This is a genomic window from Chitinophaga jiangningensis (genome assembly GCF_900142605.1).
Classification (GTDB): Bacteria; Bacteroidota; Bacteroidia; order Chitinophagales; family Chitinophagaceae; genus Chitinophaga; species Chitinophaga jiangningensis.
The window spans coordinates 52,270-77,927 of record NZ_FRBL01000011.1; the positions used below are offsets into that span (position 1 = coordinate 52,270).

Genomic DNA, 25,658 nt, shown 5'->3' on the forward strand with positions numbered 1-25,658 from the left:
TGTATTGATATACCCAAAAGCTACTAGATTGTCATGCTAAAACACACTACCAGCGGAGTGCGATGTATTATTCCGGGCATGGTAATATGCCTGTTGGTGGCGCTCCAATCTGTTGCGCAAACGGCCGACAAGCTGGAACCTTTCGAACCCAGCCGCAATGCGGTGGACAGTTATTATAATCATCTTTATCAAAAGCTGCTGTACCGCTTTGCGGACAGGCCACTGGCGCGGGTGGTGGTAATGCCGCCTTTTAGTCCGGAATACGCCCTTTCTGTGGAGGGGGATGCCAGGGGTTATCAGCTGAAGTCCAATATCAAGGTGGCCTATTATGATGCGCTGCAGCAAAAGCGTGTGGTACCGGATCAGCCGGTGTCTGTGAGTCGCCCTATTGATAAGGAACTGGCCACAAAGATCAGGGACTTGTTTGAGGCGGCACTCAGTAGCACTGGTGCGCCTGCCGATCCGGGGCTGGATGGGGTCCGTTACTTTTTCTCTTCTTACAATGAAAAATATGGGATGCTAAGGGCACAAGCGCTTACGCCTACACCGGGTAGCCGTTCCGGCGCCCTGGTTAAAATATGTCATCAGCTGATTGCCTATGCCAAAGGGCAGTCAAATGCTGAGGATTCCCTGATCAGAAATATCAGCAATTTAACGAGGTATTATGAGTCGCTGAATGTGAAGATGGCGACGGCGTTGAATTGATGCGCTTATCATTTACTGGTAGAGGCGGGCTGCGCCCGCCACTACGCGAGGAGCCGCCATGCCTGGCGGCTCTACGCTGGGGAAGGAAGTCGCATACATAAATCCCTGATATTCAATAGAACGAACCAGTTGCGTGAGATTTAACAAGTTTTCCCGTAATTAGTAAATAAACATTTACTTATATTTGCATTGTCAAACTACCAACAATGCGACCCAAAAACCTGGAAAAAGAGCAGGCGATCAAAACCATAGCCCTGAACATCATTGCCACAGAAGGCCTGGAGAACCTGACCATGCAAAAGCTGGCAGCGGCAGCCGGTATATCCCCGCGAACGATTTATATTAAGTACAAGGACAAAGAAGACCTACTGATAAAGCTGTTTATTGAAGAAGCGCTGGGCGCCTTTGAAAAGGCACTGCTGCAGGACTTTGATGCAGGCATGACCCTGGAAGCCGGCATCACCAAAATCTGGCTCAACGGGTTTCATTACCTGCGCTACAACCAGCCCGCGTTTGCCCTGATCCGTCACGGGCAGGCCTCTCCCCTGCTGGTAAAAGCTTTCCAGGAACATCATATTAACGAAGGCTCGTTCTTTCAACCGATTCACCAGTTTATTCAGCAACAGATAACAGCCGGTAAGCTGGTACCCTTGCCGTATGAAGCATTGCGTGCTATGCTGTTTGCACCACTGATGGATCTGGTGAGCGAATATTTTGAACATACCGTAAGGCCGCAGCAGGTAATTACAGAAGCGGTACTGCTGCAATGCTGCAGCGCATTAATTAAGGGACTGAAACTATAACCACTTAAACTTTTACAACACATGACACAGATAGCCATCATAGGTGGTGGTCCGGGAGGACTCACCCTCGCCCGCCTGCTCCAGCAGCAAGGCAGGCACGTAACCGTATACGAACGCGATAAAAACCGCCAGGTGCGGGTACAGGGCGCCACGCTCGACCTCCACGAGGAATCAGGCCTGGCAGCATTGGAAGCCGCCGGTCTCATGGAAGCATTTAAGCAATATTACCGCCCCGGGGCCGATTTGATGCGGATCACTGACCGGACTGGCAACATCCTCGTAGATGATCATTTGCTGGGAAAATCCGAAGACCGGCCAGAGATAGACCGTGGCCCGCTACGCGAGCTGCTGCTGGATTCCCTGGCACCCAACACCGTTTGCTGGGATAAACAATTTCTGAAAATGACACCGGAAAAAAATGGCTGGCAGCTGGAATTCCAGGATGGTTATACTGCCTATGCGGATATTGTAATCGGAGCAGATGGTGCCAACTCACGGATACGCCCCTACGTAACAGGCATAAAACCTTTCTACTCCGGCATCACCATGGTGGAAGGCAGCGTATACCACCCGGAAACAGCAACCCCGGAAATCAACACCCTGCTGAAAGGGGGCAAACTTTTCGCACTGGACGGCAACCATACTTTGATAGTAAGCAGTAAAGGTGATGGCAGCCTGGTATTTTATACCGGCATGTATCTTCCGGAAAGCTGGACCAAAGAAAGTGGTATAGATTTTAATAACCGCGAACAGGTCTGCAATTGGTTCAACACCGCATTCAGCGACTGGGCGCCGCTATGGCATACGCTGGCTCAGCAAGCCTCGCTGCCACTGGTGTTACGCCCGCAATATTGCATGCCCGTTGACCAGCACTGGGAAGCACATGGTAACCTCACCCTGATAGGCGATGCCGCCCACCTGATGCCGCCCTTTGCCGGCGAAGGGGTGAATATGGCGATGCTGGATGCGCTGGAACTTAGCACCTGCCTCTCTTCGGGGAAATATGAAAATGATGCGGCAGCCATCGCGGCCTATGAAACACAAATGCGCCAACGCGCAGGTGAAGTGGCGAAAATGACGCTGGAACAAACTACCTCCATGCACACCGAAGGTGCGCTGGAAAGAATGGTTGCCATGTTTTCAGGACTGACGCAACAGGTATAACAGCGTAAGCAGCGAGAAATTGCAGGCTTTGTTCCGCAGATGATCCAGGGTTCGGTACATCAGTTTGGAGACGCCTGAGATATGCATATTCATGACATCCGCTACCTCGTCGTGACTAAGCCCCACATAATACCGCAGGAACAGGATTTCCCGCTGGCGGTAAGCCATAGAGCCCAGGAGATGTTGCGCACGATGCAGCAAGGCGCTCATGCGCTCGCCGGAAAACAGCGGATGTTCATCTTTTAATTGTAATTCGAAAGGCACCTGCTCGTCGGGTGCTTCGTTATAAGCATCGGCGCCATATTCCAGCTTGCCCAGTAAAATGCGGCGGAAAGAATGATACAGGTACTGCTTTACCGCAGTAGCGTGGTGTAGCCACTCCCTGTTTTGCCAGAGCCTGCGGAAGAGGTCCTGGATGCTTTCTTCTATGCATACATCGTCGTGAGTGAATTTGCACCCATAATTTGCCAGAGACTGGTAATATTGCCCGTAAAGGGCTTCCAAACCGTTTACTTCACCGGATTTGAAAGAATCCCAGTATTCGCTTTCATGCATACCTACAGTAATTTTTGGAGGTCTGAGAATGATCCTTATCATCAATAGAGCCTTATATAACAGTTCCGGCCTCCCAATTGTTTAACTAAATTCCTTAATTACGCGTAATAATTCCTTTTGCTCTTCAGTTGTCAGCTCCCCGGCCTTAAAAAACCGGACGATGTGGTTTTTATCAACGAATATGATCACGAATTTATTATTCACATCCCCCATGCGCCAGCTACGGCTGAGCGTATTATCTACATCGGTGTAAATATCCGCCCCGGTTTGCTTTACCTCCCGCCTCACCATCATACGCACAATGCTGTTGGGCAACAGCGGAGCATCGTTGAGGTTTACCACCCCAAAGGAAAAAATGTTGGTACTCGACACAGGGTGCTGCTTGAGGTAATCCGTAATGGTTTTGTTTTGAGAGGCATGATCGGGGTCGGGGTAAAAAATGAGATAGGCTTTTTGTCCCCAGTAGGGCAATTTCATCGGGTTATTGCTGGCGTCGCGGATAGTGACCTGACTAACCCTGTCGCCTACCCGGAGCTGGGCACTGGCAGGGATACCGGCGAGGATCAGCAGCAACAGTACGAGGTATTTCATATGTGCCTTTGTTGTGTTGAAAGATTTTTTATCCGCGGGTACATCCTTTTGATAGAATAAGTGTTATTAGGTTTGAGATGCCTGCGATATGATGAAAAACATTTGTATCCTGATTTTGGTTCTAAGTACTTTCCCGGTGGCCGGGCTGGGGCAGCAGGCGGCTGATACCAGCGCCCCGAAAGGGATCTTTAACCGTTTCATTCATTACATGAAACATACCAATGACGTTAAGAAGCAAAAAAAATTCGATGTCAGTGTGATTGGTGGTCCTTACTACGCGCCTGAAACCAGTGGCGGCATAGCTGTTATAGCCGCGGGCCTTTACAAAACAGATCGCAGCGATTCACTTCTCCCTGTGTCCAGCGCCTCGATTTATGGCTCTGTGTCGCTCACCGGTTTCTATGGCATTGGGATTAACAGCAATACCATCTTCCCGAAAGAAAAATTCCGTTTGCTGGCAAAAGCCTCTTTCAGCTCCATGCCCAACAAATATTGGGGTATAGGTTATGAGGACGGCAGTAACAAGGATGGCTATACGGATTATACGCTGGTTACTAAAAAGATTTCGGCGGACTTCAGCGTAAAAATTCATGGACGCCTCTTTGGCGGTCTTTCCGTAATGCTGAATGATGGCAGCGCCAGGAAAATTGATACCAGCGGCGGCACCCCACTGATGCAGCCGGAGCACGTGTTTGCCTTTGGGGCAGGGCCATTTATCAGTTTCGATAGCCGCGACTTCATCCCCAATCCTTATAAAGGCGTTTATGTGCGGGCGGGCTATAAATTTTTCCCTTCCACCTTTGGTAATGATGAGGTGTTTGGAAAACTGGAAGTGCAGGTGGACTGGTACAAGCGTTTATGGAAGACAGGCATCCTGGCCCTGGACTTTTTTACAGAGAGCAATTACGGAGAAGTACCATGGTCGCTCATGGCGGAAGCAGGAGGCAGTAACCGCCTGCGTGGCTATTTCGAAGGCCGGTACCGCGACAAGAAGTACCTCAGTGGCCAGGTGGAGCTGCGGCAGAAGATCGTAGGCCGCAATGGCGCAGTAGTGTGGGTAGGAGCAGGTAATGTATGCCCTGCCTATAAAAACCTCCGGCTGGATCAAACGCTGATCAGCTATGGTGTTGGCTACCGTTGGGAGTTTAAGAAGCGGGTAAATATCCGGCTCGACTTCGGCATGGGCTCCGATCAATCCGGCTTTTATTTCGGTATAAATGAAGTTTTCTGATGGCAATACGTTTACACTGGAACCGACAATCTACCTACCTCCTGATTTTTGCTATCAGCTGGGTGATCCCCAACATGGTACTGGTATGGATAGATTTCTCCTGGTTCAACATTATTGTAAACCTCCTGTTCCCTTTTACGCTGGGTATTGCGCTGATATCGGTGTTCCGCAAACCCGGTATCATGATGCTGCTGATGTTGCCCATGCTGATCATCCATGCGTATGAAATAGTTTTTTTGTATTTGTTTGGAGAAGGCGTGATAACGACGGACATGTTTCTCAATACGGTAACTACCGATGTGGAAGAAAGCACCGAGCTATTAGGAAACATCATGCCTTCGATCATAATTGTGTGCGTGCTGTACCTCCCTATTTTAGCGCTAGCCATTCTATCCTGCTGTATGAAGATGAGATTGCACGCGGGTTTCCGGCGCCAATTCAGTTTATACGCCGGCATCGCCAGTTTGGTGATGGCGGGCATTATACTTGTAGCGGGTGTGCGGATGGATGAAAAAGTATATCCGCTGAACGTTATTTATAATCTAAATTTTGCGGTGGACAAATGGTACCGGGAGCGGAATTACCCGATCACTTCCTATGGTTTCACTTTCCATGCAAATAAAAAAAATCATGCTAAAGAGAGAGAAGTATACGTGTTGGTGTTGGGTGAATCGTCGCGGGCCATGAGCTGGAGTTTGCTCGGCCACCGGGTGAACACCAATCCTTTTCTGACCGGGCAACCCGGGCTCCTGACGTTCTCCAATATTACCAGCGAGTCGAACGCCACGCAAAAGAGTGTACCGTTGATTCTCTCGCCCGCCGATGCTTCGTCGGCTCCATATCTCTATACACAAAAAAGTATTATTACCTTATTTAAAGAAGCAGGTTTCAAAACTTACTTTATCACCAACCAGGTAGCCAACCAACAGCTGATCGGATTTTACAGTAAAGAGGCCAATGTATGGATTGACATCAACAAAGGGGTGGATAAAAAAGAGATTGGGCAGTATGATGCCAACCTGATTCCGCACTTCAAAAAAGTACTGGACGAAGATACCGGCAAAGCCTTTGTCGTATTGCATATGCACGGATCGCACTTCAAATACTCCAACCGTTACCCCACGGATAAATCGTTTTTTAAACCGGACCAGCCGCTGGCAATTAAGCTGCAACATAAAACGGAACTCTGGAATGCCTACGACAACAGTATCCGTTACAGTGACAGTCTTTTACATGTGATGATCGGTATGCTGCAGGAACGGGAATTGTGTGCCGGTATGTTGTATGTATCTGACCATGGAGAAAATTTAATGGATGATGACCGGCATTTGTTCCTGCACAGTACTCCATTCCCTACCTATTATGAACTGCGTATTCCGCTGCTATTATGGTTTAGCAGGCAGTACCTTCAAACCTGGCCGGAAAGATTCCAGGTAGCGGAGCAGTACCTCCATGCACCTGCGGATACCCGCGTGGTGTTTCATACGCTGGCAGATATGGCGGGAATTTATAGTCCGTTTGTACAGTATAAACTCAGTTTAACTAACCAATCATTTGAACCGCAGATTCCCCGGAGGATTTTGGGAGATCATGAGGAACCGGAAGAGTTTTCCCGCTATTTCAAGACGGAAGATTTTGACGAAATGCAGCGCGAAGACTCGTTACTTAAAAGATAACAAATTCCACTGCAGCCCTTACTCACAGGGCTTATAAATAAAATTTTACTGCTCCGTAAATAGTTGTATTATTGTTACAACCAAAGTCTGATCGTAGTTCACTATTCAAACCTGATTAAGCAAATCTCTCCGATACTCATTCCGATTCGGTTTGGGCAGTATTGTATTTTCTTTTTCGCATGGATAACCCGGTTTGTTAATAGGCAATAAAAGTCCAGGAGTTTCACCCGATACCTTTTCCATCACTTAAAACCCCTCAAAAAACATGAAAAACAAAGCGCTTCTTATGCTGGGCTTACTGTTGGTAGTAGCCATTTTTGCGATTGTAGCCTGTAAAAAAGCCATCGATTCAGCGCCAAAAATTCAAACCATTGCCCTGACGAACGACCATGCCAAAAAAGTTTATAACTACATTATTGGCATGGGTTTTCCGGCACATCAGATCGTGGATCAGCCGGATGCATTTATTGTGGAAGGCGATATCCGTTTTCCTAAAGACATGGTGCTGCCAAAAGCTTTGGAAGAGCAGTATTACACGGGCAGCCTGGTGTCAACCAGTTGGGTAACTAACATCCGCTTATCTGTGGATGCATCCATGACTTCCATGAATTCGGAAATCACTTCTGCTATCGGGCAGTGGAATGGTATTACCAGTTGCGCGATTAACTGGACCATTGTTACCAGCGGAACATATGATGTATTGATCACGGACACCAACCTTGGTAACGGTGTTTGCGGTCAGGGTACCTTCCCAAGTGCTGGTAAAGCTGGTAATTTAATTTACATCAACAAGGCTTACATTGCGGGCAATACTTTCGCGCAGCGTGCCCGTACTATCTGTCATGAAATGGGACATAATGTTTCATTCCGTCATACTAACTGGTTTTCGAGAGGCGAGCCAACTGCTACAGATGTTCCAGGTGTACCTGGTACCGATGCCAATTCACTCATGAATGGTGGTCAATGCGGAACAGGGGCTACTTCGTTGTCTGCAAAAGACATTCAGGCTGCGCAGGCATTATATCCCTGATCTACTATAATTCAAGCGAATAAAAAACACGCTGAAAAACTCAGCGTGTTTTTTTGATAACATTACTTACTGCAATATGCTTTCATGGTGCAGATAAAAAAAATTTTGCTACTCGATAAATATTTGTATTATTGTTATAACCAAAATCTGAACGAAGTTTAACCTGGATACCCAATTAAGCAAATTTTCCGGAGAGCGCAACAGGCTGAAGTTTCAGCAGGTCTGCACCTATGTTTTATTGTATCTGTCGTATGCATTGATAATGAAAATTATCATAGTTACCCTGATTTGCCTATAGGTATTAAAAGTGCAGGATTTTTTAACTCACAATACCATTTTTATCACTTAAACACACGCTTCACAACATGAAAAAGAACCTATTCATCATGCTGGCTGTATTGTTTGCCGTTACTATTGCTTCCTGTAAAAAATCTGCTGATGCCCCGGCAGAACTACAAAGTGTTACAGCAGTTACTGACCCTGCTAAAAAAGTTTACAACTACATTATCGGATTGGGATTCCCTGCCCACACGATTGTTGACCAGCCAGGTGAGTACATTGTAGAAGGTGACATCCGTTTCCCTAAAGACATGGTAGTACCAAACGGCGCTTCTACAGAGCAGTATTACACTGGCAGCCTGGTATCTGCTGCTAACGTGGCTAACCTGCGTTTGTATGTTGACGCCTCCATGACATCTATGATTTCTGAAATTAACAGTGCCATTGGACAATGGAATGCTGTTGCCAACTGTAATGTTAACTGGGTGGTTGTAACCAGCGGTACTTACGATGTACTGATCACCAACTACAACCTGGGTAACGGTGTTTGCGGCCAGGGTACTTTCCCAAGTGGTGGTAAAGCCGGTAACCTGATCCGCATCAATAAAAACTATATTGCCGGTAATAGCTTTGCACAGCGTGCCCGCACTATCTGTCATGAGCTGGGACATAACGTTTCCCTGCGTCATACCAACTGGGCTGCTATTGGTGAATCCAGCGCTATTGCCGTTCCGGGTGTTGGCGGTACTGATGCATCTTCGCTGATGAATGGTGGTCAGTGCGGAAGCGGCGCCACTACTTTATCTACCAATGATAAAAATGCTATTGCAGCATTGTATTAATATTTCTTTCTTCTTCTGCGAAAAGGCACCCCGTGGCGGGGTGCTTTTTTTTCTTCCAGCGGCCGTTATCCATATTCTACTTTCTTAAAGGCCGCCAGCAGCAGGCTATGATAAATTTTTATCTGAAATCTCATATTAAAAAGAGTCCTAAACTTATGAAATCGCCATAAATGTGTATCCCATCTTCATCCACCCATCCCAAAACCCTTGCAAATCAGCCTTCACAGTTTTATATTGCGATCTTACTTTTTATCGAGTGTAGTTGTTAATTATGGAAACAGGAACAATGGTAGCAAAGCCGGAGGCGATGCAGGCAAAAAAGCATTATGAAATTCTGGATGGTTTAAGGGGTGTTGCTGCCGTGATGGTGGTGATCTTTCACTTTATGGAGGTGGTTTTCACCGATCCGAGCACCAACTTTGCGGGACACGGCTTTCTGGCGGTGGACTTCTTCTTTTGCCTGTCGGGCTTTGTGATTGCCTATGCTTACGACAACCGGATGGCAACCATGAGCACGGGCAGGTTTTTCCTGCAGCGGCTAATCCGCCTGCACCCTTTAGTAGTGCTGGGAGCTGTGATGGCGTTGGTGTTGTACCTGGTGGACCCGATTGTACCTCCATTTGCAGCATATGGCGTGGGGAGTGTTGTCCTGATTTTCCTGACTTCTATCCTCCTTATACCCTATCCGGTGATGGAGGAAAGGTATTTCAACCTGTTTTCATTGAATGCGCCTTCCTGGTCCCTGTTTTGGGAGTATGTAGCCAATATCGTATATGCGTTAGTGTTATGGCGACTGCCGCGCCGCATAATGGTGGTGCTCACCCTGCTGGCTGCCGGCGGCATTAGCTATGTGGCATATACCGCAGGTAATGTGGTAGGTGGCTGGAGCGGAGGCACCTTCTGGCATGGCTTTGCAAGAGTTGCGTACTCATTCCCGGCTGGCATACTGGTGTATCGCTACCGGATGATTATCCCTAACAAGCTGGGTTTTCCCGGACTCACCGTACTGCTGCTGGCAGCGCTGATGATGCCCTATTTCCAATACAACTGGCTGGTAGAGCTGGGGATCGTACTGTTATACTTCCCTTTACTGATTGCGTTGGGAGCTGGCGCCACACTGGCACCTGCCCTGAAGCCGCTGTGCAATTTTTCAGGCCATATCTCCTACCCGCTGTACATGACTCATTATGGGGCCATCTGGATCTTTGCCAATTACTTCAACACCTATAAGCCTGGAACAACAGAACTCACCATGGTGATCGTTTCCGGTGTGCTGATACTGATAGCAGTTGCTTACATGGCTATGCGCTGGTTTGATGTGCCGGTGCGACAATATCTCTCTAAAAAAATATTAAAGAAAGTAATAAAGTATTAGCGATTTTTAGCCACCACGGCTACTGTATGCCGGCAAATGCATATCAGCTGTCCGGATTCATCCACTATCCGGATATCCCAAACTTGTGTACGGCCACCCAGGTGCAAAGCGCGTGCGGTGGCATATACGCGGCCGCTACGGGCACTTCTGACGTGGTTGGCATTGATCTCCATACCAAAACAGACAAACAAATCCGGATCAATGACGAGTGTACCGGCAATGCTGCCCACGGTTTCTGCCAGCGCCATGGAAGCGCCACCATGCAGGATGCCGTACTTCTGTACAGTGCGGTAGTCCACCGGCATGGAAGCGGTGAGGAAGTCGGGACCTATTTCAGTAAACTCCATTCCCAGGTGCGCATTGAGCGTGCCTGCATTTTCTTCGTTTAAAGTGGCGATGGATACAGGTTTGTACCAGATGGTGTCGGTAATCATTCTATCTTTTGTTGTATGCGGGTAAATATAGCGGATTCCAATGACACCTTCGGTGTCATTGGGGAGGGGTGCCGCGCTTCGCGCGGCAGGCTAAGTTCTTCCGTTGCCACTGAATATTGTAAATTGCTCCCATGTACTACCACAGGAAAATAAATACGCCGGTGGGCGAACTGCAGCTAATTGCTACAGACAAAGGCCTGCGTGCTATTTTATGGGAAGATGAAGATGGCAGCAGGGTGAAACTGCCCGTAAATGGAGCGCAAAGCGCACATCCGGTACTGGATGAAACCACGCGGCAGCTGGAAGAATATTTTGCCGGCAGGCGCCGCGTATTTGACCTTCCCTTACATTTTGAAGGCACCACTTTTCAGCGGCAGGTGTGGGAAGCGTTATTACGGATTCCCTATGGCCAAACCGTGAGTTATGCGCAGCTGGCCAATCTCCTGGGCAACCCTAAAGCCGTGCGTGCGGTGGGTGCAGCCAACGGTAAAAATCCCATTTCAATTGTAGCCCCCTGTCACCGGGTGATTGGCTCCTCCGGCAGCCTGACCGGCTTTGCCGGCGGTATAGCCGTGAAGGAAAGATTGTTGAAAATGGAAGGTGCGATTACCACCAGCACTTTATTTTAAACAGCATCGCAGTACGAAGGAAGCTCTAAACGTCCCGGAAAAATTCCCCATACTGCGATGTCGTATTTTTATTTTTTCCTTAAGGAGCCACCGGACCGGATACGATCGGGCTTTTGTTAATCCCTACCTCGAAGCAGCCCAGGTCAGGACTGGCACCGGTGTAAGTATAACCACGGTTTACACCTTTATCAATCAGGTCACTGCCTGTTACCAGGCGCAGGAAGGTATTAGTAGGCAAGGTGAAATCAGAATGACGGCCCTGCGACATCATGCTTTCGGTGGTAGCGCTGAAGTCGGACGCGTTAACCGTAATGCCTGCAATCTGGAAATAGTTATTACTAGCCGTGGATGCACTTACATTGAGATTACTTACTTCGCTGCTGGTAGCAGCATATCCCAGGTTATTATAGAGATAGTGGCCCCATCCGGGTACATCTGCCGAAAAATCAGCGCTGCGGTTCAACATATTATAGTTCACGGCATTTTTATACGCGGTATTGTTCTCGAAGGTGAGTCCGCCCGGATGGTGATTGGCATAGAAGCCTGCTGACTTGTTCCCTACGGCCATGCAGAAACGAACGATGTGGCGTGGCACTACCGGCGGAACGGCACTTGCATCCGTAACACCGAAGCCGCCTGCTTTAATACCGTTTCCGTTAGCGAGACTCGCAAAGCTGGTGCTGTAGCCATTATAGAATGCCCAGCAGTTTTCGATGGTCACTACTTCGTAGGCGTTGATGAGGTCGAAGCCATCGTCGCTGTTGAACCATGCGCGGCAGCCGCGGAATACGTTGCCGGTGTAGCCTACGCCTTGTTTATATGGGTGTGCGCCGAATCCGTCCGTATTTTCGCCTTTACCAGTTTCTGAAACACTGTCCCAGTTGCGGTAAGCATCGCAGTTGAGTACGAGGTTGTTACCACCTTTGGTGAGGTAAAAGCCGATGCCCATACCATCGTGCATTTTCAGGGCTTCGTAGATGTTGTTGCTACCTTCATTGCGGAAGCATTCACTTTGAGTATGCGTGGTAATGGTGACCTGCACTCCAACCACTTCAATGCCTTTGATGGTGATGTAGGAGCCTGTTACCAGAAACGCGGTGATACGTTTGCCGGCAGGTTTAACATTGGCATAATTGAAAACGGGTATTTCGCCGGGATAAGCCAGGTACTGAATACGTGCAGCCGCCGTACCACTTTTATTAAGTTTGGTAACGCTGGCGTAGAGGGTACCGTTTTCAGCGATCTGCGATTCGCTCATCGTGTAGCTGCCGCCGCGGATATAGACGATATCGCCTGCTACTGCGGCTGTTTGCGCGCGCTGGATGGTGAGGAAGGGGGCCGCTTCAGTACCTGCGTTAGCGTCGTTACCATTGGGCGCAACAAAGTAGTAATGCAGCGCAGGTGCCAGGGTCACCGCTTCGGTATGTGCGCCGGCGGAACTGTCAGTATTCGGAAGGTCTTTCTGGCAACCCGACAGGCTATACGAAGTTAACAATACAGACACCATAAAGAGGCGGAATCCACTTCTGGGAGAATTAGACATACGTGAAATTTAAACGGTTATTACCTACTCTTAAAGATTTTCGGTTTACTCTTCAGGACGTTTGCATAACCTGACGGCCGGGCATGCCATTAGCTATTCGCCTTTATCAGCGCGAATTGCAGCGGAATACTATCCCGGCTTACAGGGAAATAGATTGCATGATGAGTAGTGAGATGAGTGCCCTAAAAAAGTATAACTAACAGATTTTGGTCATAACGTGATTATGAAGAAAAATTACGGAGAATTATCTGGAAATGCAAGCAGGTTGATTTTATTATCTGGCCTTCGGCCAGATAATAAAATCAACACGATCCCGAACCGGCGGTTCGGGATCGTGTTGATAGCCCACTTAAATCTCCGTGTACTTGACCGTTACCACCGGTGTGGTGTGGGTTACGAGACGCAGGTATGGCTGATGTTGCAGGATGTCACTGGCATCTTTATAAGCAAAATCAAATTCCTGGACATAACCCTGCGGGAAGTTGCCTGACTTATCCAGCAACTCGGAGAACTGCTGTTTGTACGCACGCCGCTGTTTTTCTTTCAGCACTGTTTTCCAGTGTTTCATGGCGTTGTAGCGCGACAACTTTCTACCGGCGCCGTGAGCGCAGGAGTTCAGGGCCTGGGCGGCACTGTACTCATCGCGGATTAGCACGAGCAGGCTGCCGCGGGACATAGACAGCGGAATGACCACTGTTTTGCCCGGGCTGATTTCCGTGCTGCCTTTGCGATGCATGATACCATCAGCCGTGAAGCGCAGGTGGTTATGTATCGAATCTTCCAGGGTGTACGGTGTGTTGTACAACTGCCCTGTTGCGGCTGCCTGGCTATAATCCAGCTGCAGGTACTGGCGGTCGATGCTGTTTTTATCGCAGCGCAGGTAACCAGCCATCTGCAGGAAGATCATGGATTTCAGGCAGAAATTTTTTCTGCGCTGATAACCAAAAGCCAGCGTATCCTCATAATACCGGATAAATGCCGGGGTGAGGAAATCGCGATGGAGGTAGTCGCCCTGGCTGCCGCTTTCCAGCGCATATTTCCGGGTGAGCTCCAGGCATTGCTGGTAGAGTGCGATGCCGCGGTTGCGGGTACCGGTATGGCAGATGATATAAACATTATCTGCATCCTCCTCAATGGAGAGGAAGTGATTACCGCCACCGAGGCCATCATCTGTCATCTGCGTGTGTGCCAGGCAGAATGCTTTGTAATGCGTGGTTTTATCAAAAGGCTTTAACCAGTGTGCCTTATTGATTTTCAAATACATAACACCGCAGCCAATATCCTTTCCGGTAATCAGCGGGTAGACGTAATCGTTAGTATGAAAAGCCACGCCTACCGGCAGGGCCTTTTCCGTGCAATAGTGTATATCAGTGAATGCGCAGATCGTATTAATATATGGCCGCCGGGCATATTCCTGTAACTGATGCAAGGCATTTGCTTCGATGCTGTTGGCATCGCAATAGAATGCAATAGTTTGCATATTCCTTAATTATGATAATAAAGATTAGTTTGTAGGAGCGTTTGGGGAACACCTGCTCCTGTCAGAGATGTCAGCAGCCGACTTGGTCGGAGGTGCAAAGGTAGTGGAAATTTGTATATTTAAATCAATTATTCCTTTACTATGATGTACAAGCTATTATTATTTATCCCGTGGCTGTTGCTGTCTGAGGTCGACAAGCGGTATATTTCAGGACAGTTTTATGTGAAGAGAGCAGCGGTCAGCCCGTTTCCTGATTACTATCTGGAGATCACCGCTGAATCAAATGGTAGTGTAATTGGCAAAGGGTTGGTTGACAGCAGCGGGCATTTTTTTATTACACTTGATAAGCCGGCGGCAGAAACAGATATTTTTTATACGGGCTTAGGGTTGGCCAAACGATACGTGGCCACCGTAAATATGAAGAAAGCACCCGATACCAGCCTGCTAAATATCCGATATCCACTCAGGATCAGCATGGGTAACAGCGGGCGCGCCATCTGTCCTAAATGTAAACAGGATGATGCCACTGTTCCGGTGAAGGATGGAGATGGTGTACCGCAGTACCAGCATTTTTTTGAGCACGACCCCGGCGATTTCAGCAAGTATGCGGATATTCCGCATTACTCGATGGAAACCTGTATACGGCCAGCTAATGCGCCTGATTGGATATGCGCCAGGGATCGTATATTCTTCTGAGTAAAAGAGGGTGTATCAAAAGTAAACCAACGTTTTGAGCATTACTTAAATAGCTGCCTGACTCCATCAGGAACCCGAATAAAATGAGGGCGTATCAAACTTTTGATACACCCCCATCACGTTACATAACCGGACGGCATTTCCTATAGGTCAGCAACCGGCCGTCCGCAGCTACGGGCATAAATCCTGCGCCCAGCAATAGCCTGCGACAGGGCGCATTATCTTCATAAGTCCTGGCTACCACGTGCCTCACCGCTTCATGGCCAAAGGCCCAGTTGATCATCGCCCGTAAAGCCTCGGCAGCATAACCCTGGCCGTGAAAGTGTTCATCCAGCATAAATCCTATCTCTGCAAAACCCTTATCATCCGGCGCCCCGGCAAAGCCAATACCGCCAATGGCCATATTACAGGATGTGAGCACAATTTCCCAGTTGGTATACCAGAAATAATTATCAGGATGAGCGGCCGTTTGTGGTAACCAGAAATGCGCCATGGCATACTGAATTTCGGTGACATACTCCTGGCTGATTTTCATAACATTGGTGGTTAAACCAAGCCTTGCTTCCATTTCAGGCCGGTTTTGGTTGCATAGCTGCAATAAATCGTGGGTTAATGGAATCAGCTTTAGCCGTTCCGTTTCAAGGAAAAACATCATGAATTATTTGTAATAAAAAAGACAAAAGAATATCAGCACCACAGAGAAAGCGGTGCAAACGGATTAGCGGAGTAAGCCGTTATAGTATTCCAGGCATTGAGTATTGCCTGTGTAGTTGGGTGGTATGCAAAAACTTGATTTTGATCCCGCAAAAATAGAAATTTTTGAGAGATTGTTTCAGGTCCTGACAAATTTTTTTGAGGGGAGCTAACTTTTGCGTGGCCTAAAAAAACAGGTAAAACCGCTGCGACGGCGGCCATCTCATCTCCATAAAAAAATCACCTGATAGCAGGCTACCAGGTGATCAGGCTTTATGTACGGAAACTAAAAATTGTAACTCATGGCAGGGTTATCCAGCAGGGGCACTGCCGTGGTCACCTCTTTACCGGCTGCCGGCTGCATACTTGGGTTCGACGGATAGGCCTTACCGTTATACTTCACCACGTGAATTTTCCCATTACTTGGGAGCAGGAGGTCTTTCCAGCCATTGGTAAGATTAGCACTCACACTCACCGGTGTATCCGTTACCGTGAATTTGGTAATCACCGTGCCCTGATCATTGAGCAGCAGCACCGTGCAACCACCGGAACCGCAGAAATAGCCACCGTTAAGTTTTACAAAAATCTCGTTGGAACCATCGTTGTTCAGGTCGGCCACGGCGATGTTAAACCGGCGGCTATTGCTATCGATCAGCTGTTTCGACAGGTCATCGGCATACAGTTTTTGCAGCACGGCAGTTACTTTTTCAGCCACCGGCTGCAATGTGTCTGTTACCGCAGGAACTACATTTTCCGTGCCTGCAATCGTATCAGTGGTACTATCTGCTTTTTCCGCACCGACGTTCGGTTGGCAGGCTACCAAAACAGCGGACAGCATTCCTATGCCAATGAGTACTTTTTTCATGATTGAACTATTTATGGTTTGATCTCGTGTAATACACCGCTCTTAACTACAAGTTCAGGCAGGAAAAGTTCGCTCAGGTTATCGTAAGGGTTATGTTGCAGCACAATGAGATTGGCCAGCATGCCTGGCTTCACCAGTCCACGATCCATAAGGCCGGTTACCCTGGCTGCATTCCAGGTGGCAGCCTGTATCACCGCCGCTGCCGGCATGCCGCATTTATTTTGCAGCAGTTGCAACTCTTCCTGCAGCGGCATAGTACCGCCTTGCTCCGGATAAATCCAGTCTGTACCTGCCACGATGTTTACCCCTGTTTGATAAGCCAGTCGCGTAACGGTTTGCGCATAAGTCAGTTTATTACTCGTGGCATGGAACACTGTTGCGTCCAGGAAGATGTTACGGGCTTTCATTTCTTTCAGCAATTGCAGCTGCCGGCTTGTATCCAGGGTGAAATTTTTATAGATGGCAGCCCATGCCTTACCTGATTCAATCATATCACCCGGTAATTGTTCAAATGCCATATCTGCGGCATGCGACATGCTATTCACCCCTGCCCTGGCGGCATCCATTGGTTTGGCAGGAAATACCGCTGCATGTGCCCATGCCAGCAAACCCTGGCGATGCGCTGCTGTGGTAATAGCAGCCACCAGCTGTTTGCTGAGGTCGTGATAAATTTTGATGCCGGTAGCACCACAATTCCTGGCAGCTGTTATAGCCGCTGCCATATTTGTAGTATCAGCAATGGTAGCAAACCAGGGCCTGGTGCCCTGATCAGCACTGTTGCGGCTACCACGACGAATTAATTCCCAATAGTGCGGACCCGCAAATTGCGCGGCGTAAAATATATCCGGCCCCGTTACCTCCTGCGCAGCAATCCTTTGCCGGCATGCTGCCAGGAAAGGCGCATCACCAGCCATATCGCGAACGGTAGTAATACCATGGTGCAGCATATTCTGCAACACGCTGTCCGTTTTTTTATTGGCCAGCTCCAGGTTGGAAAGATTGCCGGTAGCCAGGTGCACGTGTGCATCTATAAGGCCGGGTGCAACGTATTTGCCGGTACAATCAATCACCTTATATCCGGCGGGTATTTTGGCTGCCTTGCCATAAATGATCCTGGTAATTTTATCTTTTTCGATATAAACAGTACCTACCCGCGGCTTTGCAGCAGCGTCGCCGGTAATGATGGTGGCATGCTGCAATACCAGTTGGGCCTGTGCGGTGAGTGTGGCAACGGTAAGCGTCAGGAATAAACCTGTGTTTCGTAGTATGGTCATGAGCCTTATAGTTGAAGCAGTTGTTGTTCGGTTACCTGCTGACGTATAATCGTCCCCGTTTGATCGATCAGGAAAGTAGCCGGCAAGGTTTTCACCCTGTAGGCTTTTACGGCTTCGCTGTCCATTGCCTTATCAGCACGGAGCTGCAGCCAGGGGATGTTATCCGATGCCACTGCCTTTTTCCATAGCTCCTCATTGGTATCTACCGAAACAGAAACCAGCGCAATGCCTTTGCTTTTCAACTTTTCGTATATGGGTGCGAGTTTTCGGTTGGCAGCGCGACAAGGCGTACACCAGGATGCCCAGTAGTCCACCAGCACGTATTTATTTTGTTGGAGCAGCGATTGCAGGGTCACCACCTTTCCGTCCATATTCTGCAAACTGAATTCAGGTGCTTTTCTGCCCGTCATGATATTGGCTTCGTGTTGCTGTTGCAGTTGCAGGAGCCTGTTATAAGTAACCGGTGATAAGGGACTTGTTTTGTAGGCCGCTACCAGCTGATTCAACTCCGCGGGTTGCCAGAGGTTAGCCTGGTTGTAAGCGCTCCAGGCGCCGGCAATGTCCTGACGATGTTTCAGCGCAAAGTTGAGTCTTGCCTGCATTACTTTGGCGGCATATTTATTACTTTCTTGATTGGCTTTCAGTTTCAGTTCCAGGTCAGTAGCCTTACCATAAGTATTGCCCCATTCGTTCCAGGCTTTCTGATCTGCTTCCAGCGATTGTTCGAAAGCGCTCAGCTGTTGCTGGTATTTCCCGCCTTTAACCACCGCCGTTCCGTTTTCAGGAATCGTAATGCTCATATCCCCTTCGTTGGAAAAAACGATAGCATGATGGTAAGGGGTTCGTATGCTTACACTGTATACCATTGGGAGGGAGTCGCGCAGTTGCAGCGTGGCTTTACCACCGGTCAGCCGCAGGGTATCCACCAACATCCTTTGCGGCCATTCCCGGTAGATGGTTACTTTAGTACCATCCGGGTGAGCTTTGGATGCAATTTGCAATGATTGTGCGTACGAGGCCTGTACCGTGGCGATGCCCAGGCATACTAAAAGAGTCATCCATCTGACAGAGGGCCTTCGGCCCTGGCGGACTTTTTTGTCGCAAAGCAGCAAAGCATGTAAGCAGCAAAGGATTATGTTTTGTTTGATAAGTTTTGCCATTGACAACATAACATACACATATTTTAAGCAGGGCCGGAGGCAGGCATACACCTGCCTCCCAGCCCATTTTCACCGGGTTTATCTTGGATTCTGTACAATATTCCCGTTGATCTGAATAATTTTTGGACTAATCTGGAACAGGTATTTGTTACTCTGTGCCGGCAGCGTATATACGTTACCTTTATAAGTACGTTGCAGGTCTTTACGGAAAGTACTCTCCCGGTTGAGTCGCCTTAAATCAAACCAGCGAAGGCCATGGAACATGAGTTCCCGGCGGCGCTCCTGCAGCACCTTTTGCAGCGCTTCTTCTTTGGTAGCTGCGGTGAGCGGGGTATAATCTGCCGGTTTAAAGCGGTTTTTACGAATAGTGTTCAATATATCCATGGCATCTGTGGCTTTACCACTGCGCGCCAGGTATTCTGCGTTGATCAGCATCATTTCCGGAACTGTGATGCTGCTGTTCAGCATTTTCGCAAAGTAATCCGGCAGTGGATTAGTGGAAGCAGCACCCGTTGAAGTGATGCGCGTGAAAGTATATACGTAGCGCAAATCTTTTTCACCCAATACATTCAGCAGGTCCTGGCTGATCATGAAGCCCACGATGATACCATTCTGGCTATTTGTTTTGGTGAATATATTTTCCGGCCACTGGTCCACAGCAGGCTTGCCGGTAACGCCACTCCAGGGTTTGGCTGGATTGGTAAAACTCATTTTATTGAAGTCGAGCAGGGTGTTTTTATACCCTAATGCAGTAGTCGCATTTTTAGCGGCAGCCTCATAATCTCCCATGTAAAACATTACACGGGCCAGTAGTGCATAGGCAGCAGCCTTTCCGGGGTGCACATAGTTTCTGCCAAAATCAGGTAAGGTAGATTCAGCAATCGCTTCCTGCAGATCTTTCACTACCTGCGCATATACATCCTTTACCGTAGCCCTTGGGAGCATGGCTTCGAGGTCAGGCTTCAGCAATAGTGGCACTGCCAGATCAGTGGCGGCGGAGGCTGCCTGGTAATCGTTTCCAAACTGCATTGCCAGTTGGAAATAATAATAGGCGCGCTGAATTTTTGCTTCTGCAATCAGGCGTTGCTGATCCGGACTGGAGGCAGCATCACTGGCCTGCGGCAGGCGATCCAGCACGAGGTTACATACATAGATATTGGCGTATGATTTATTCCATTCCGCATCATCTTCCGAAGCCTTGAACACTTCGTCCAGCCACAGGTAGGACTTAGCGGTACGCTGATCCCCCTGTGCGGTTATACTTTCATCGGTGTAGGCAACATCATCGTTCATCAGCTCATTATAGCCGAAAGGTGCGTCGGCCAGCAGCACATCATTCAGGAATTTTTCGTAGTCGGCCACGGTTTGCGGCAGCACCATGTTTTTTGGCGTCACTTCGGTGAACTTGCTGCAACCGGCAGTGAGTAAGGTAAAACCTGCGATTGTATATAGCAATATTTTTTTCATCATCAGTTTTTTTACAAGTCAACACGAACGGTTAAAGTAGTAATTCTCGGCAGTGGCAAACTATATCCACCTGTTAGCGGGTCCACTGCATCCGGGTCCAGACCGTATTTGTTTTTCGTCCAAAGCGCCACGTTGTTCATCTGCGCAATTACCTGCACGCCTCTGAACACAGTGTTTTTTATCAGCCTGGAAGGCAGGGAATAGCCCAGCTGCACTTCTCTAAGCCTTATATAATCACCCGGCATAATGCTGTTGGAAGAATAGATAGCCGCACGGTCGCGGCCATCATAGAAGTCGGCCGCTGAGGAGGACTGCGTAATGGACGGAATATCTGTTTTCAGTTCATCGCCCGGCTGTCTCCATCTGTCGGCAATCTGGTAGTTAAGGTTGGACGCGCCTGCGTAACCGTTCATCGTTGGCATTTCCCTTCTCATTACATTTCCAAAATTGTATGTAGCAAACATGCTGAGGAAAAGGTCGTGGTAATAGAAGATATTGGTGAATCCGCCTACGTATGGCGCGCGATACACGCCGCTGTATTCGAGCGAGGAGAGTACCGGCACTTTCACTTTCTCACCTTTGTCGCCATATACCAACGGGTTACCGCTGCCATCGAGCCCGGCCCATTTGTAGCTCCAGATACTTTCGCGACTATAACCTTCTACGTATGGCGAAGAGCCGCTTACCCTGTTAATAGTGGGGTTACTCTCTGACATTCTGTTTGCCAGGATTTTGTTTTTATTATAGCCGAAGTTGAGGCGGCTTTCCCAACGAAAATCGCCCGTCTCAATAATATTTCCTCTCAGTGCCAGCTCTACTCCCGTATTGCGCATTTTAGCGGCATTTACCTTCATGCTGGTAAAGCCTACGGTAGGATCCAGGAGTTGTGTACCAAACAGGTCGTAACCGAATTTATTGTATGCATCCACAGTAACCTGGAAGCGGTTGCGCAGCAGACCCAGGTCCATACCCACGTTGAAGGTACGGGTACGCTCCCAGCGCAGTTTAGGATTATAGTTGGATACTCTTAATGCAAAATCGTTGAGGTTTACCTGGTAACGTTGTGTAGCGGTGAGCAGCGGCGTCGTAGTTTTGTCGAAGTTGCCGGTAAGTCCTACGGTGGCTCTCAGCTTCAGCATAGATACCGCCGGGATATTTATGAAATCTTCTTTGGCGATATCCCAGGCGCCACCAATGGACCACAGTGGATTGCTACGGTATTTAGGATCGGTACCGAAAAGATTGGACTGATCAATTCGGTAGCTACCCGTGAAAGTATATTTTTCATTATAGGTATAGGCAGCGGTTCCGTAGTAGGAAGCATGACGGTCATCTCTGAACGAAAATACATCGTAACTGGTCGCATCAAAAATTGGAACACTGGAATTATCCCACCAGCGCAGGCCTCCTTTGGCCAGTGTTTTTTGATCTACCGTTTGCCACGACAACAGCTGGTCATTGTACCCATAATGGCGTGCTGTAGCGCCTTCTGTAATGAACTTCTTCAATTCAATACCTGCCAGGATATTAATAAAGTGTTTGCCTTTAAAAGTGTTTGTGTAGTTCAGTTGCGTTCTCACGGCCCAGTTGCTGTAGGTATATTCTGACTGATCCAGGATATCTCCTTTAGGCAGATTGAAGTTGGCAGTGTTATTTACCAGTGTGGCGTATTGGTTCAATGTGTTGCGTACATATGTTGAGTTGGAGTCGCGCTCATTTTTGTTACTGGTTTTTGAGCGGTCGTACAAAAAGGTACCGTTGAGGGAGAGTCCTTTTGCGATTTTCCAGTTGGCACTCACTTTTGTGCGCAGGGCCATAGTTTTGGCATTATTATTTGCCAGTCGTGCATCTTCGAGCAGGTTACGACCGAAGTTGTAATAACCTTTTTTTATCAGGTCATCATTAGAAGCGTGGTTAAAGTCCGTATAGTCGTACAGGTAGTTACCTGTAGTGCCGGTGAGCAACTGGTACGAGGGCAGCTCCACGATATCGTAGGTGGATACGGCACTCTGATAGTTATTTGTAAATGCCGCGTTGATATCCGCACTTACCTGGAAGTTTTTGCTCAGGTCGAAATCGCTGCGGGTATTAAGTTGCGTATTATCGGACTTGCTGCCGATCATGGTTCCCTTATCATAATCGTAGGAGCCTGATACGAGGAAGCGGTAACCTTTACCGCCTCCTGCGAGGGAGAGGTAGTGGTTACTGCGCACGCCTGTTTGCAGGAGGAGGTCGTTGACCTGATCTTTATTGGACATGCGGCCAAGCGAATCTGCCTGGCGGCTGTATTCAGCTGCGGTAATGGTACCGGCATCCAGCTTCAGCAACAAATCGTAGGAGGGGCTATAGCCGGATTTAGTATTGGTATATATCTGTGGCATGATAAATCCTTTATCATACAATTCCTTATCATAATCCACCATGTCAGCTGAGCTGGCGCGGCCAAGTTTAGAAAAGTCCGGACGTTGGGTAAAGTAGGTGTTAGCAGTGTAGTTTACCCGCAGGTGCCCTTCTTTCCCTCTTTTGGTAGTGATAACGATTACACCGTTAGAGGCGGCGGCGCCCCAGATAGCGGCAGCGGCGGCATCTTTGAGCACATCTATGCTGGCCACGTCGTTCATATTCTGCGGCAGCTGATTTACCTGGAATCCGTCTACGATGATGAGTGGCGAAGTACGGTCTGACTGCAGGGAGCTACCACCGCGGATTTGAATAGAGGTAGCGCCTGGCGTACGGTTGGAGGCGATACCTGTATAGGTAGGTGACAGGGTAAGGCCTGGTATAGCTCCTTCGAGCACACCGTTTAGCGACTGACTACTGCGGCGTTCAATTTCTTTTTCCGTGATGCTGGTGTAGGCGCCGGTGGTATTCTTTTTAGCCATGGTTTGGTAGCCGGTGGATACCACTACTTCCCGGATGGATTGCAAGGCTTGTTTCAGCGTAACATTTACCTGCGAGTGGCTGCCAGTTTCCACTTCCGTGGTTTCATAACCCAGGTAAGAGATTAGCAGGGTACCGGGTTCGGTATGGAGTTTAATGGAGAAGTTACCCCTGTCGTCGGTTACGGCAACGGACTGGTGGCCTGCTTCGCGGATGGTAACCCCGGGCACATAGATGACGTCATTGCCTTCGAAGAGCCCTACCCTGCCCTGGATTACTTTTTCAGTGCCGGGTTGCAGTGGCGTAACTGTTTTTCTGGCTGTTACGCTGATCATATTGTTATTCCTTTTGAAGGAGAACTGGTAATGATCGGCGAGGTATTGCAGGATTTCTTCGAGCGACATTTTCCCTGTTGGTATAGAGATAACCTGACTGGTGTTGATCGTTGATCCACTATAAAAAAACCTTACTTTGTAGATGGAGCTAAGCTGATGGAATGCTTTCTCCGCCTGCATATTATTAATGTTCACTGTTCTTTTCTCCTGTGCTGCAACAGGTTGGTGCACCAGCAGGGCGCATAATAAAATAAGTACCGGGATGACATGGAACGTCCATTTCGTTATCCTTCCAGATAACCGATAGGTGTTAAGCTGCATAAATTTGGTTGATTACTTGATTAGCACGTTGGTTTCATCTGTAAATTCATATTGTTTGTTCACGGCAAAGCAAAGGACATCCAGTACAGACTGTAAGGAGTCATTCCTGAATTTTCCTGAGAATGTTTCTTTGTTTATATCCATACCCTCCACATTAATCTTCACGTTATAGCAGGATTCCAGCTGGAACACCACTTCCTGCAGCGGTGTATTTTCAAAAATAATTTCCTGTATTTTCCAGGCTGCCAGTGCTTTTGGTTCGAACACCTGCTGTGTTCCGCTGGCATCCGCTGCCTCGGAGGCGAAGCTTTGCATGGGTTGCAGGTATACCAGCAATTTCTTTTGATTACCTGTTCCCTGTTCCACTTTTACTTTTCCCTGTTCCAGCATCACATGCACTCCACCGGAGCGGGCGGTCATCTTAAACGCGGTGCCCAGTGCGGTCACCAGGTATCCGCCGCCTTCCACATCAAATGGCAGGCTGGCTTTTCCTCTGATCCGGAAATAGCCGGTACCGTTGAGTTTCACGTGTCTGTTGGCCGCATTATAGTCCCTGTCTATATCCAGGCTACTGTTTTTTTCCAGCAGCACATAGGTACTATCGGGCAACATAAAGCTGCTGCGTTCCTTGCCGCCGGCTGCGTAATGCAGCTGTTGGGCCAGTAATGGCGCGGGTGCCGGTGCATGCTGTTTCGCCTGTTGCAGATAGCGTTGTCCAACCATTAGTCCCGCTACTGCCGCAGCTACTGCTGCCCACCAGTACACCGGTTTCATCACCGGCTTTTTCTTTGCCGGCTTTTGCAGGTAAGCGTCCATACGGGCCATGGCGCCTGCTTTTTCATATTCTGCTATCAGCAGCCAGCCCATTGACTTTACCATTTCTTCCGCCTCACGGAAGGTAGCCGTGTGCTCAGGATGTTGCCGCAACCATTGTTCCCAGAAATGAACGTCGGGTTCATTTGCACGCGTACAATAGTTAATAAACGAGGGTTGTTGCAACAACCCGTCTACGGTCAGTTCATCCATGGTGGCACCTTTTAATTTAACAGAGAGATAATTGATTCGAATTTACCACAGAAAAAAAATATTTTTTTTGCCGACGGTGGCACGAAGCTGTGCAATCGCCCTGTGGGTAAGGTTATAAACAGTTCTGAGACTGGCATTTTTGAGGGTTGCAATTTCCTGGAGGGACATATGATGAATGAAGCGCAACTCTATTACTTCCCGCTGGGAAGGTGTGAGCGACTGAAGGGCGGATTGTATCAGGGCATAACGGGCATCAAACATTTCCACTTCCCTGTCTGCCTCTTCTGATACATCAATGAGGTCTGCAATGTTGGTGAGTCGCCTTTCCTTACCCCATTGCTCTATCACCCTGCGTTTGAAAGAGGTAAGCAGGTAGCGGGGTACGTGCACTTCTCTCGAAAGATTCCCTTTCTTCTCCCAGAGATATATAAAAAAATCATGTAAACAATCCTTAACGAACGCACTTTCCCCATCGAGCCATTTGCAGCCCCATACAAAAAGGTAGGAGTAATATTTGCTGTATAAATCGCGGAACGAGCCCTCATCCCCCTCACAAAAGCTTCTCCAGATACTTGCGTCCTCCTGCATCATATAAATGTGGGAA

The 25,658-nt window shown here is 48.4% G+C and carries 24 protein-coding genes; 10 read left to right on the forward strand and 14 right to left on the reverse strand.

Translation table 11 applies throughout. The features are described 5' to 3' along the window. The first annotated feature begins 33 nt into the window (after positions 1–33). Complete coding sequence (locus BUB18_RS25600) at positions 34–705, forward strand: hypothetical protein (protein WP_073086623.1); 672 nt, start codon at positions 34–36, stop codon at positions 703–705. A 12-nt stretch (positions 706–717) separates the two neighbouring features. On the opposite strand, the gene BUB18_RS30125 is transcribed toward BUB18_RS25600, so the two are convergent. Then, entirely contained in the window at positions 718–852 is a 135-nt protein-coding gene (locus tag BUB18_RS30125; protein WP_262487703.1) for a hypothetical protein, read from the reverse strand. A 59-nt stretch (positions 853–911) separates the two neighbouring features. Here BUB18_RS30125 and BUB18_RS25605 point away from each other — a divergent pair, with 59 nt between their 5' ends. Both BUB18_RS25605 and BUB18_RS25610 read left to right on the forward strand, forming a co-directional pair. After that, positions 912–1,508: a TetR/AcrR family transcriptional regulator gene (locus BUB18_RS25605; protein ID WP_073086625.1), complete on the forward strand. Its 597-nt coding sequence runs from the start codon at positions 912–914 to the stop codon at positions 1,506–1,508. Positions 1,509–1,529: 21 nt separating this feature from the next. Next, a complete protein-coding gene (locus tag BUB18_RS25610; protein ID WP_073086627.1) occupies positions 1,530–2,672 on the forward strand; it encodes an FAD-dependent oxidoreductase in 1,143 nt (380 codons plus the stop codon). Here BUB18_RS25610 and BUB18_RS25615 read toward each other — a convergent pair. After that, entirely contained in the window at positions 2,649–3,227 is a 579-nt protein-coding gene (locus BUB18_RS25615; protein WP_073086629.1) for an RNA polymerase sigma factor, read from the reverse strand. The genes BUB18_RS25610 and BUB18_RS25615 overlap by 24 nt on opposite strands. 81 nt (positions 3,228–3,308) lie before the next feature. Further along, positions 3,309–3,818 (reverse strand): YtfJ family protein, encoded by a 510-nt coding sequence (locus BUB18_RS25620; protein WP_073086631.1) that lies wholly within the window; start codon positions 3,816–3,818, stop codon positions 3,309–3,311. A gap of 115 nt (positions 3,819–3,933) precedes the next feature. Here BUB18_RS25620 and BUB18_RS25625 point away from each other — a divergent pair, with 115 nt between their 5' ends. The 5 genes from BUB18_RS25625 (at position 3,934) to BUB18_RS25645 (ending at position 10,251) form a co-directional block, all read left to right on the forward strand. Beyond that, the gene (locus tag BUB18_RS25625) at positions 3,934–5,049 is read left to right on the forward strand and encodes a BamA/TamA family outer membrane protein (RefSeq protein WP_178372209.1); all 1,116 of its coding nucleotides are present in this window, start codon (positions 3,934–3,936) and stop codon (positions 5,047–5,049) included. After that, positions 5,049–6,725: a phosphoethanolamine transferase family protein gene (locus BUB18_RS25630; RefSeq protein ID WP_073086633.1), complete on the forward strand. Its 1,677-nt coding sequence runs from the start codon at positions 5,049–5,051 to the stop codon at positions 6,723–6,725. Before BUB18_RS25625 ends, BUB18_RS25630 begins: the two co-directional genes overlap by 1 nt. Before the next feature lie 265 nt (positions 6,726–6,990). Then, a complete protein-coding gene (locus BUB18_RS25635; protein ID WP_073086635.1) occupies positions 6,991–7,755 on the forward strand; it encodes a M57 family metalloprotease in 765 nt (254 codons plus the stop codon). A gap of 365 nt (positions 7,756–8,120) precedes the next feature. Beyond that, positions 8,121–8,876: a M57 family metalloprotease gene (locus BUB18_RS25640; RefSeq protein WP_073086637.1), complete on the forward strand. Its 756-nt coding sequence runs from the start codon at positions 8,121–8,123 to the stop codon at positions 8,874–8,876. A 271-nt stretch (positions 8,877–9,147) separates the two neighbouring features. Continuing rightward, the gene (locus BUB18_RS25645) at positions 9,148–10,251 is read left to right on the forward strand and encodes an acyltransferase family protein (protein ID WP_083550790.1); all 1,104 of its coding nucleotides are present in this window, start codon (positions 9,148–9,150) and stop codon (positions 10,249–10,251) included. Here the strand turns inward: BUB18_RS25645 and BUB18_RS25650 are convergent. Continuing rightward, positions 10,248–10,685 carry a hotdog fold thioesterase gene (locus BUB18_RS25650; protein ID WP_073086641.1) on the reverse strand — a complete coding sequence of 146 codons (438 nt, stop codon included), beginning with the start codon at positions 10,683–10,685 and terminating at the stop codon, positions 10,248–10,250. The genes BUB18_RS25645 and BUB18_RS25650 overlap by 4 nt on opposite strands. A 131-nt stretch (positions 10,686–10,816) precedes the next feature. Between BUB18_RS25650 and BUB18_RS25655 the strand changes: the two genes are divergently transcribed. Continuing rightward, complete coding sequence (locus BUB18_RS25655; RefSeq protein WP_073086643.1) at positions 10,817–11,314, forward strand: methylated-DNA--[protein]-cysteine S-methyltransferase; 498 nt, start codon at positions 10,817–10,819, stop codon at positions 11,312–11,314. 79 nt (positions 11,315–11,393) lie between these two features. Here the strand turns inward: BUB18_RS25655 and BUB18_RS25660 are convergent, their stop codons facing one another. Both BUB18_RS25660 and BUB18_RS25665 read right to left on the reverse strand, forming a co-directional pair. Next, positions 11,394–12,857 (reverse strand): right-handed parallel beta-helix repeat-containing protein, encoded by a 1,464-nt coding sequence (locus tag BUB18_RS25660; RefSeq protein ID WP_245805737.1) that lies wholly within the window; start codon positions 12,855–12,857, stop codon positions 11,394–11,396. A 349-nt stretch (positions 12,858–13,206) separates the two neighbouring features. Next, complete coding sequence (locus BUB18_RS25665) at positions 13,207–14,337, reverse strand: RtcB family protein (RefSeq protein WP_073086645.1); 1,131 nt, start codon at positions 14,335–14,337, stop codon at positions 13,207–13,209. 141 nt (positions 14,338–14,478) lie between these two features. On the opposite strand from BUB18_RS25665, the gene BUB18_RS25670 reads away from it, so the two are divergent. Then, a complete protein-coding gene (locus BUB18_RS25670) occupies positions 14,479–15,033 on the forward strand; it encodes an Ig-like domain-containing protein (protein ID WP_073086647.1) in 555 nt (184 codons plus the stop codon). A 121-nt stretch (positions 15,034–15,154) separates the two neighbouring features. Here the strand turns inward: BUB18_RS25670 and BUB18_RS25675 are convergent, their stop codons facing one another. The 8 genes from BUB18_RS25675 to BUB18_RS25710 all read right to left on the reverse strand — a co-directional run bounded on the left by BUB18_RS25675 (position 15,155) and on the right by BUB18_RS25710 (position 25,645). Next, a complete protein-coding gene (locus BUB18_RS25675; protein ID WP_083550792.1) occupies positions 15,155–15,688 on the reverse strand; it encodes a GNAT family N-acetyltransferase in 534 nt (177 codons plus the stop codon). Positions 15,689–16,012: 324 nt separating this feature from the next. Then, positions 16,013–16,591: a hypothetical protein gene (locus tag BUB18_RS25680; RefSeq protein ID WP_073086651.1), complete on the reverse strand. Its 579-nt coding sequence runs from the start codon at positions 16,589–16,591 to the stop codon at positions 16,013–16,015. Between the two features lie 11 nt (positions 16,592–16,602). Next, positions 16,603–17,865: an amidohydrolase family protein gene (locus BUB18_RS25685; protein ID WP_073086653.1), complete on the reverse strand. Its 1,263-nt coding sequence runs from the start codon at positions 17,863–17,865 to the stop codon at positions 16,603–16,605. Positions 17,866–17,870: 5 nt separating this feature from the next. After that, positions 17,871–18,923, reverse strand: a complete 1,053-nt coding sequence (locus BUB18_RS25690) for a TlpA disulfide reductase family protein (protein WP_073086655.1) — start codon at positions 18,921–18,923, stop codon at positions 17,871–17,873. Positions 18,924–19,103: 180 nt separating this feature from the next. Further along, positions 19,104–20,492 carry a RagB/SusD family nutrient uptake outer membrane protein gene (locus BUB18_RS25695; RefSeq protein ID WP_073086657.1) on the reverse strand — a complete coding sequence of 463 codons (1,389 nt, stop codon included), beginning with the start codon at positions 20,490–20,492 and terminating at the stop codon, positions 19,104–19,106. 11 nt (positions 20,493–20,503) lie between these two features. Further along, positions 20,504–24,028: a SusC/RagA family TonB-linked outer membrane protein gene (locus BUB18_RS25700; RefSeq protein ID WP_073086660.1), complete on the reverse strand. Its 3,525-nt coding sequence runs from the start codon at positions 24,026–24,028 to the stop codon at positions 20,504–20,506. Positions 24,029–24,040: 12 nt separating this feature from the next. Then, positions 24,041–25,054 carry a FecR family protein gene (locus BUB18_RS25705; RefSeq protein ID WP_073086665.1) on the reverse strand — a complete coding sequence of 338 codons (1,014 nt, stop codon included), beginning with the start codon at positions 25,052–25,054 and terminating at the stop codon, positions 24,041–24,043. A gap of 42 nt (positions 25,055–25,096) precedes the next feature. Beyond that, on the reverse strand, positions 25,097–25,645 hold the full coding sequence (locus tag BUB18_RS25710) for an RNA polymerase sigma factor (protein WP_073086666.1): 549 nt from the start codon (positions 25,643–25,645) through the stop codon (positions 25,097–25,099). Positions 25,646–25,658: the final 13 nt, after the last annotated feature.

Excerpts from the sequence above, each read along its gene's own strand:
- BUB18_RS25600 (WP_073086623.1), top strand. The coding sequence starts at position 34 with ATGCTAAAACACACTACCAGCGGAGTGCGATGTATTATTCCGGGCATG.
- BUB18_RS25605 (WP_073086625.1), top strand. The coding sequence starts at position 912 with ATGCGACCCAAAAACCTGGAAAAAGAGCAGGCGATCAAAACCATAGCC.
- BUB18_RS25610 (WP_073086627.1), top strand. The coding sequence starts at position 1,530 with ATGACACAGATAGCCATCATAGGTGGTGGTCCGGGAGGACTCACCCTC.
- BUB18_RS25615 (WP_073086629.1), bottom strand. The coding sequence starts at position 3,227 with ATGCATGAAAGCGAATACTGGGATTCTTTCAAATCCGGTGAAGTAAAC.
- BUB18_RS25620 (WP_073086631.1), bottom strand. The coding sequence starts at position 3,818 with ATGAAATACCTCGTACTGTTGCTGCTGATCCTCGCCGGTATCCCTGCC.
- BUB18_RS25630 (WP_073086633.1), top strand. The coding sequence starts at position 5,049 with ATGGCAATACGTTTACACTGGAACCGACAATCTACCTACCTCCTGATT.
- BUB18_RS25635 (WP_073086635.1), top strand. The coding sequence starts at position 6,991 with ATGAAAAACAAAGCGCTTCTTATGCTGGGCTTACTGTTGGTAGTAGCC.
- BUB18_RS25640 (WP_073086637.1), top strand. The coding sequence starts at position 8,121 with ATGAAAAAGAACCTATTCATCATGCTGGCTGTATTGTTTGCCGTTACT.
- BUB18_RS25645 (WP_083550790.1), top strand. The coding sequence starts at position 9,148 with ATGGAAACAGGAACAATGGTAGCAAAGCCGGAGGCGATGCAGGCAAAA.
- BUB18_RS25650 (WP_073086641.1), bottom strand. The coding sequence starts at position 10,685 with ATGATTACCGACACCATCTGGTACAAACCTGTATCCATCGCCACTTTA.
- BUB18_RS25655 (WP_073086643.1), top strand. The coding sequence starts at position 10,817 with ATGTACTACCACAGGAAAATAAATACGCCGGTGGGCGAACTGCAGCTA.
- BUB18_RS25660 (WP_245805737.1), bottom strand. The coding sequence starts at position 12,857 with ATGTCTAATTCTCCCAGAAGTGGATTCCGCCTCTTTATGGTGTCTGTA.
- BUB18_RS25665 (WP_073086645.1), bottom strand. The coding sequence starts at position 14,337 with ATGCAAACTATTGCATTCTATTGCGATGCCAACAGCATCGAAGCAAAT.
- BUB18_RS25670 (WP_073086647.1), top strand. The coding sequence starts at position 14,479 with ATGATGTACAAGCTATTATTATTTATCCCGTGGCTGTTGCTGTCTGAG.
- BUB18_RS25675 (WP_083550792.1), bottom strand. The coding sequence starts at position 15,688 with ATGATGTTTTTCCTTGAAACGGAACGGCTAAAGCTGATTCCATTAACC.
- BUB18_RS25680 (WP_073086651.1), bottom strand. The coding sequence starts at position 16,591 with ATGAAAAAAGTACTCATTGGCATAGGAATGCTGTCCGCTGTTTTGGTA.
- BUB18_RS25685 (WP_073086653.1), bottom strand. The coding sequence starts at position 17,865 with ATGACCATACTACGAAACACAGGTTTATTCCTGACGCTTACCGTTGCC.
- BUB18_RS25690 (WP_073086655.1), bottom strand. The coding sequence starts at position 18,923 with ATGACTCTTTTAGTATGCCTGGGCATCGCCACGGTACAGGCCTCGTAC.
- BUB18_RS25695 (WP_073086657.1), bottom strand. The coding sequence starts at position 20,492 with ATGAAAAAAATATTGCTATATACAATCGCAGGTTTTACCTTACTCACT.
- BUB18_RS25700 (WP_073086660.1), bottom strand. The coding sequence starts at position 24,028 with ATGCAGCTTAACACCTATCGGTTATCTGGAAGGATAACGAAATGGACG.
- BUB18_RS25705 (WP_073086665.1), bottom strand. The coding sequence starts at position 25,054 with ATGGATGAACTGACCGTAGACGGGTTGTTGCAACAACCCTCGTTTATT.
- BUB18_RS25710 (WP_073086666.1), bottom strand. The coding sequence starts at position 25,645 with ATGATGCAGGAGGACGCAAGTATCTGGAGAAGCTTTTGTGAGGGGGAT.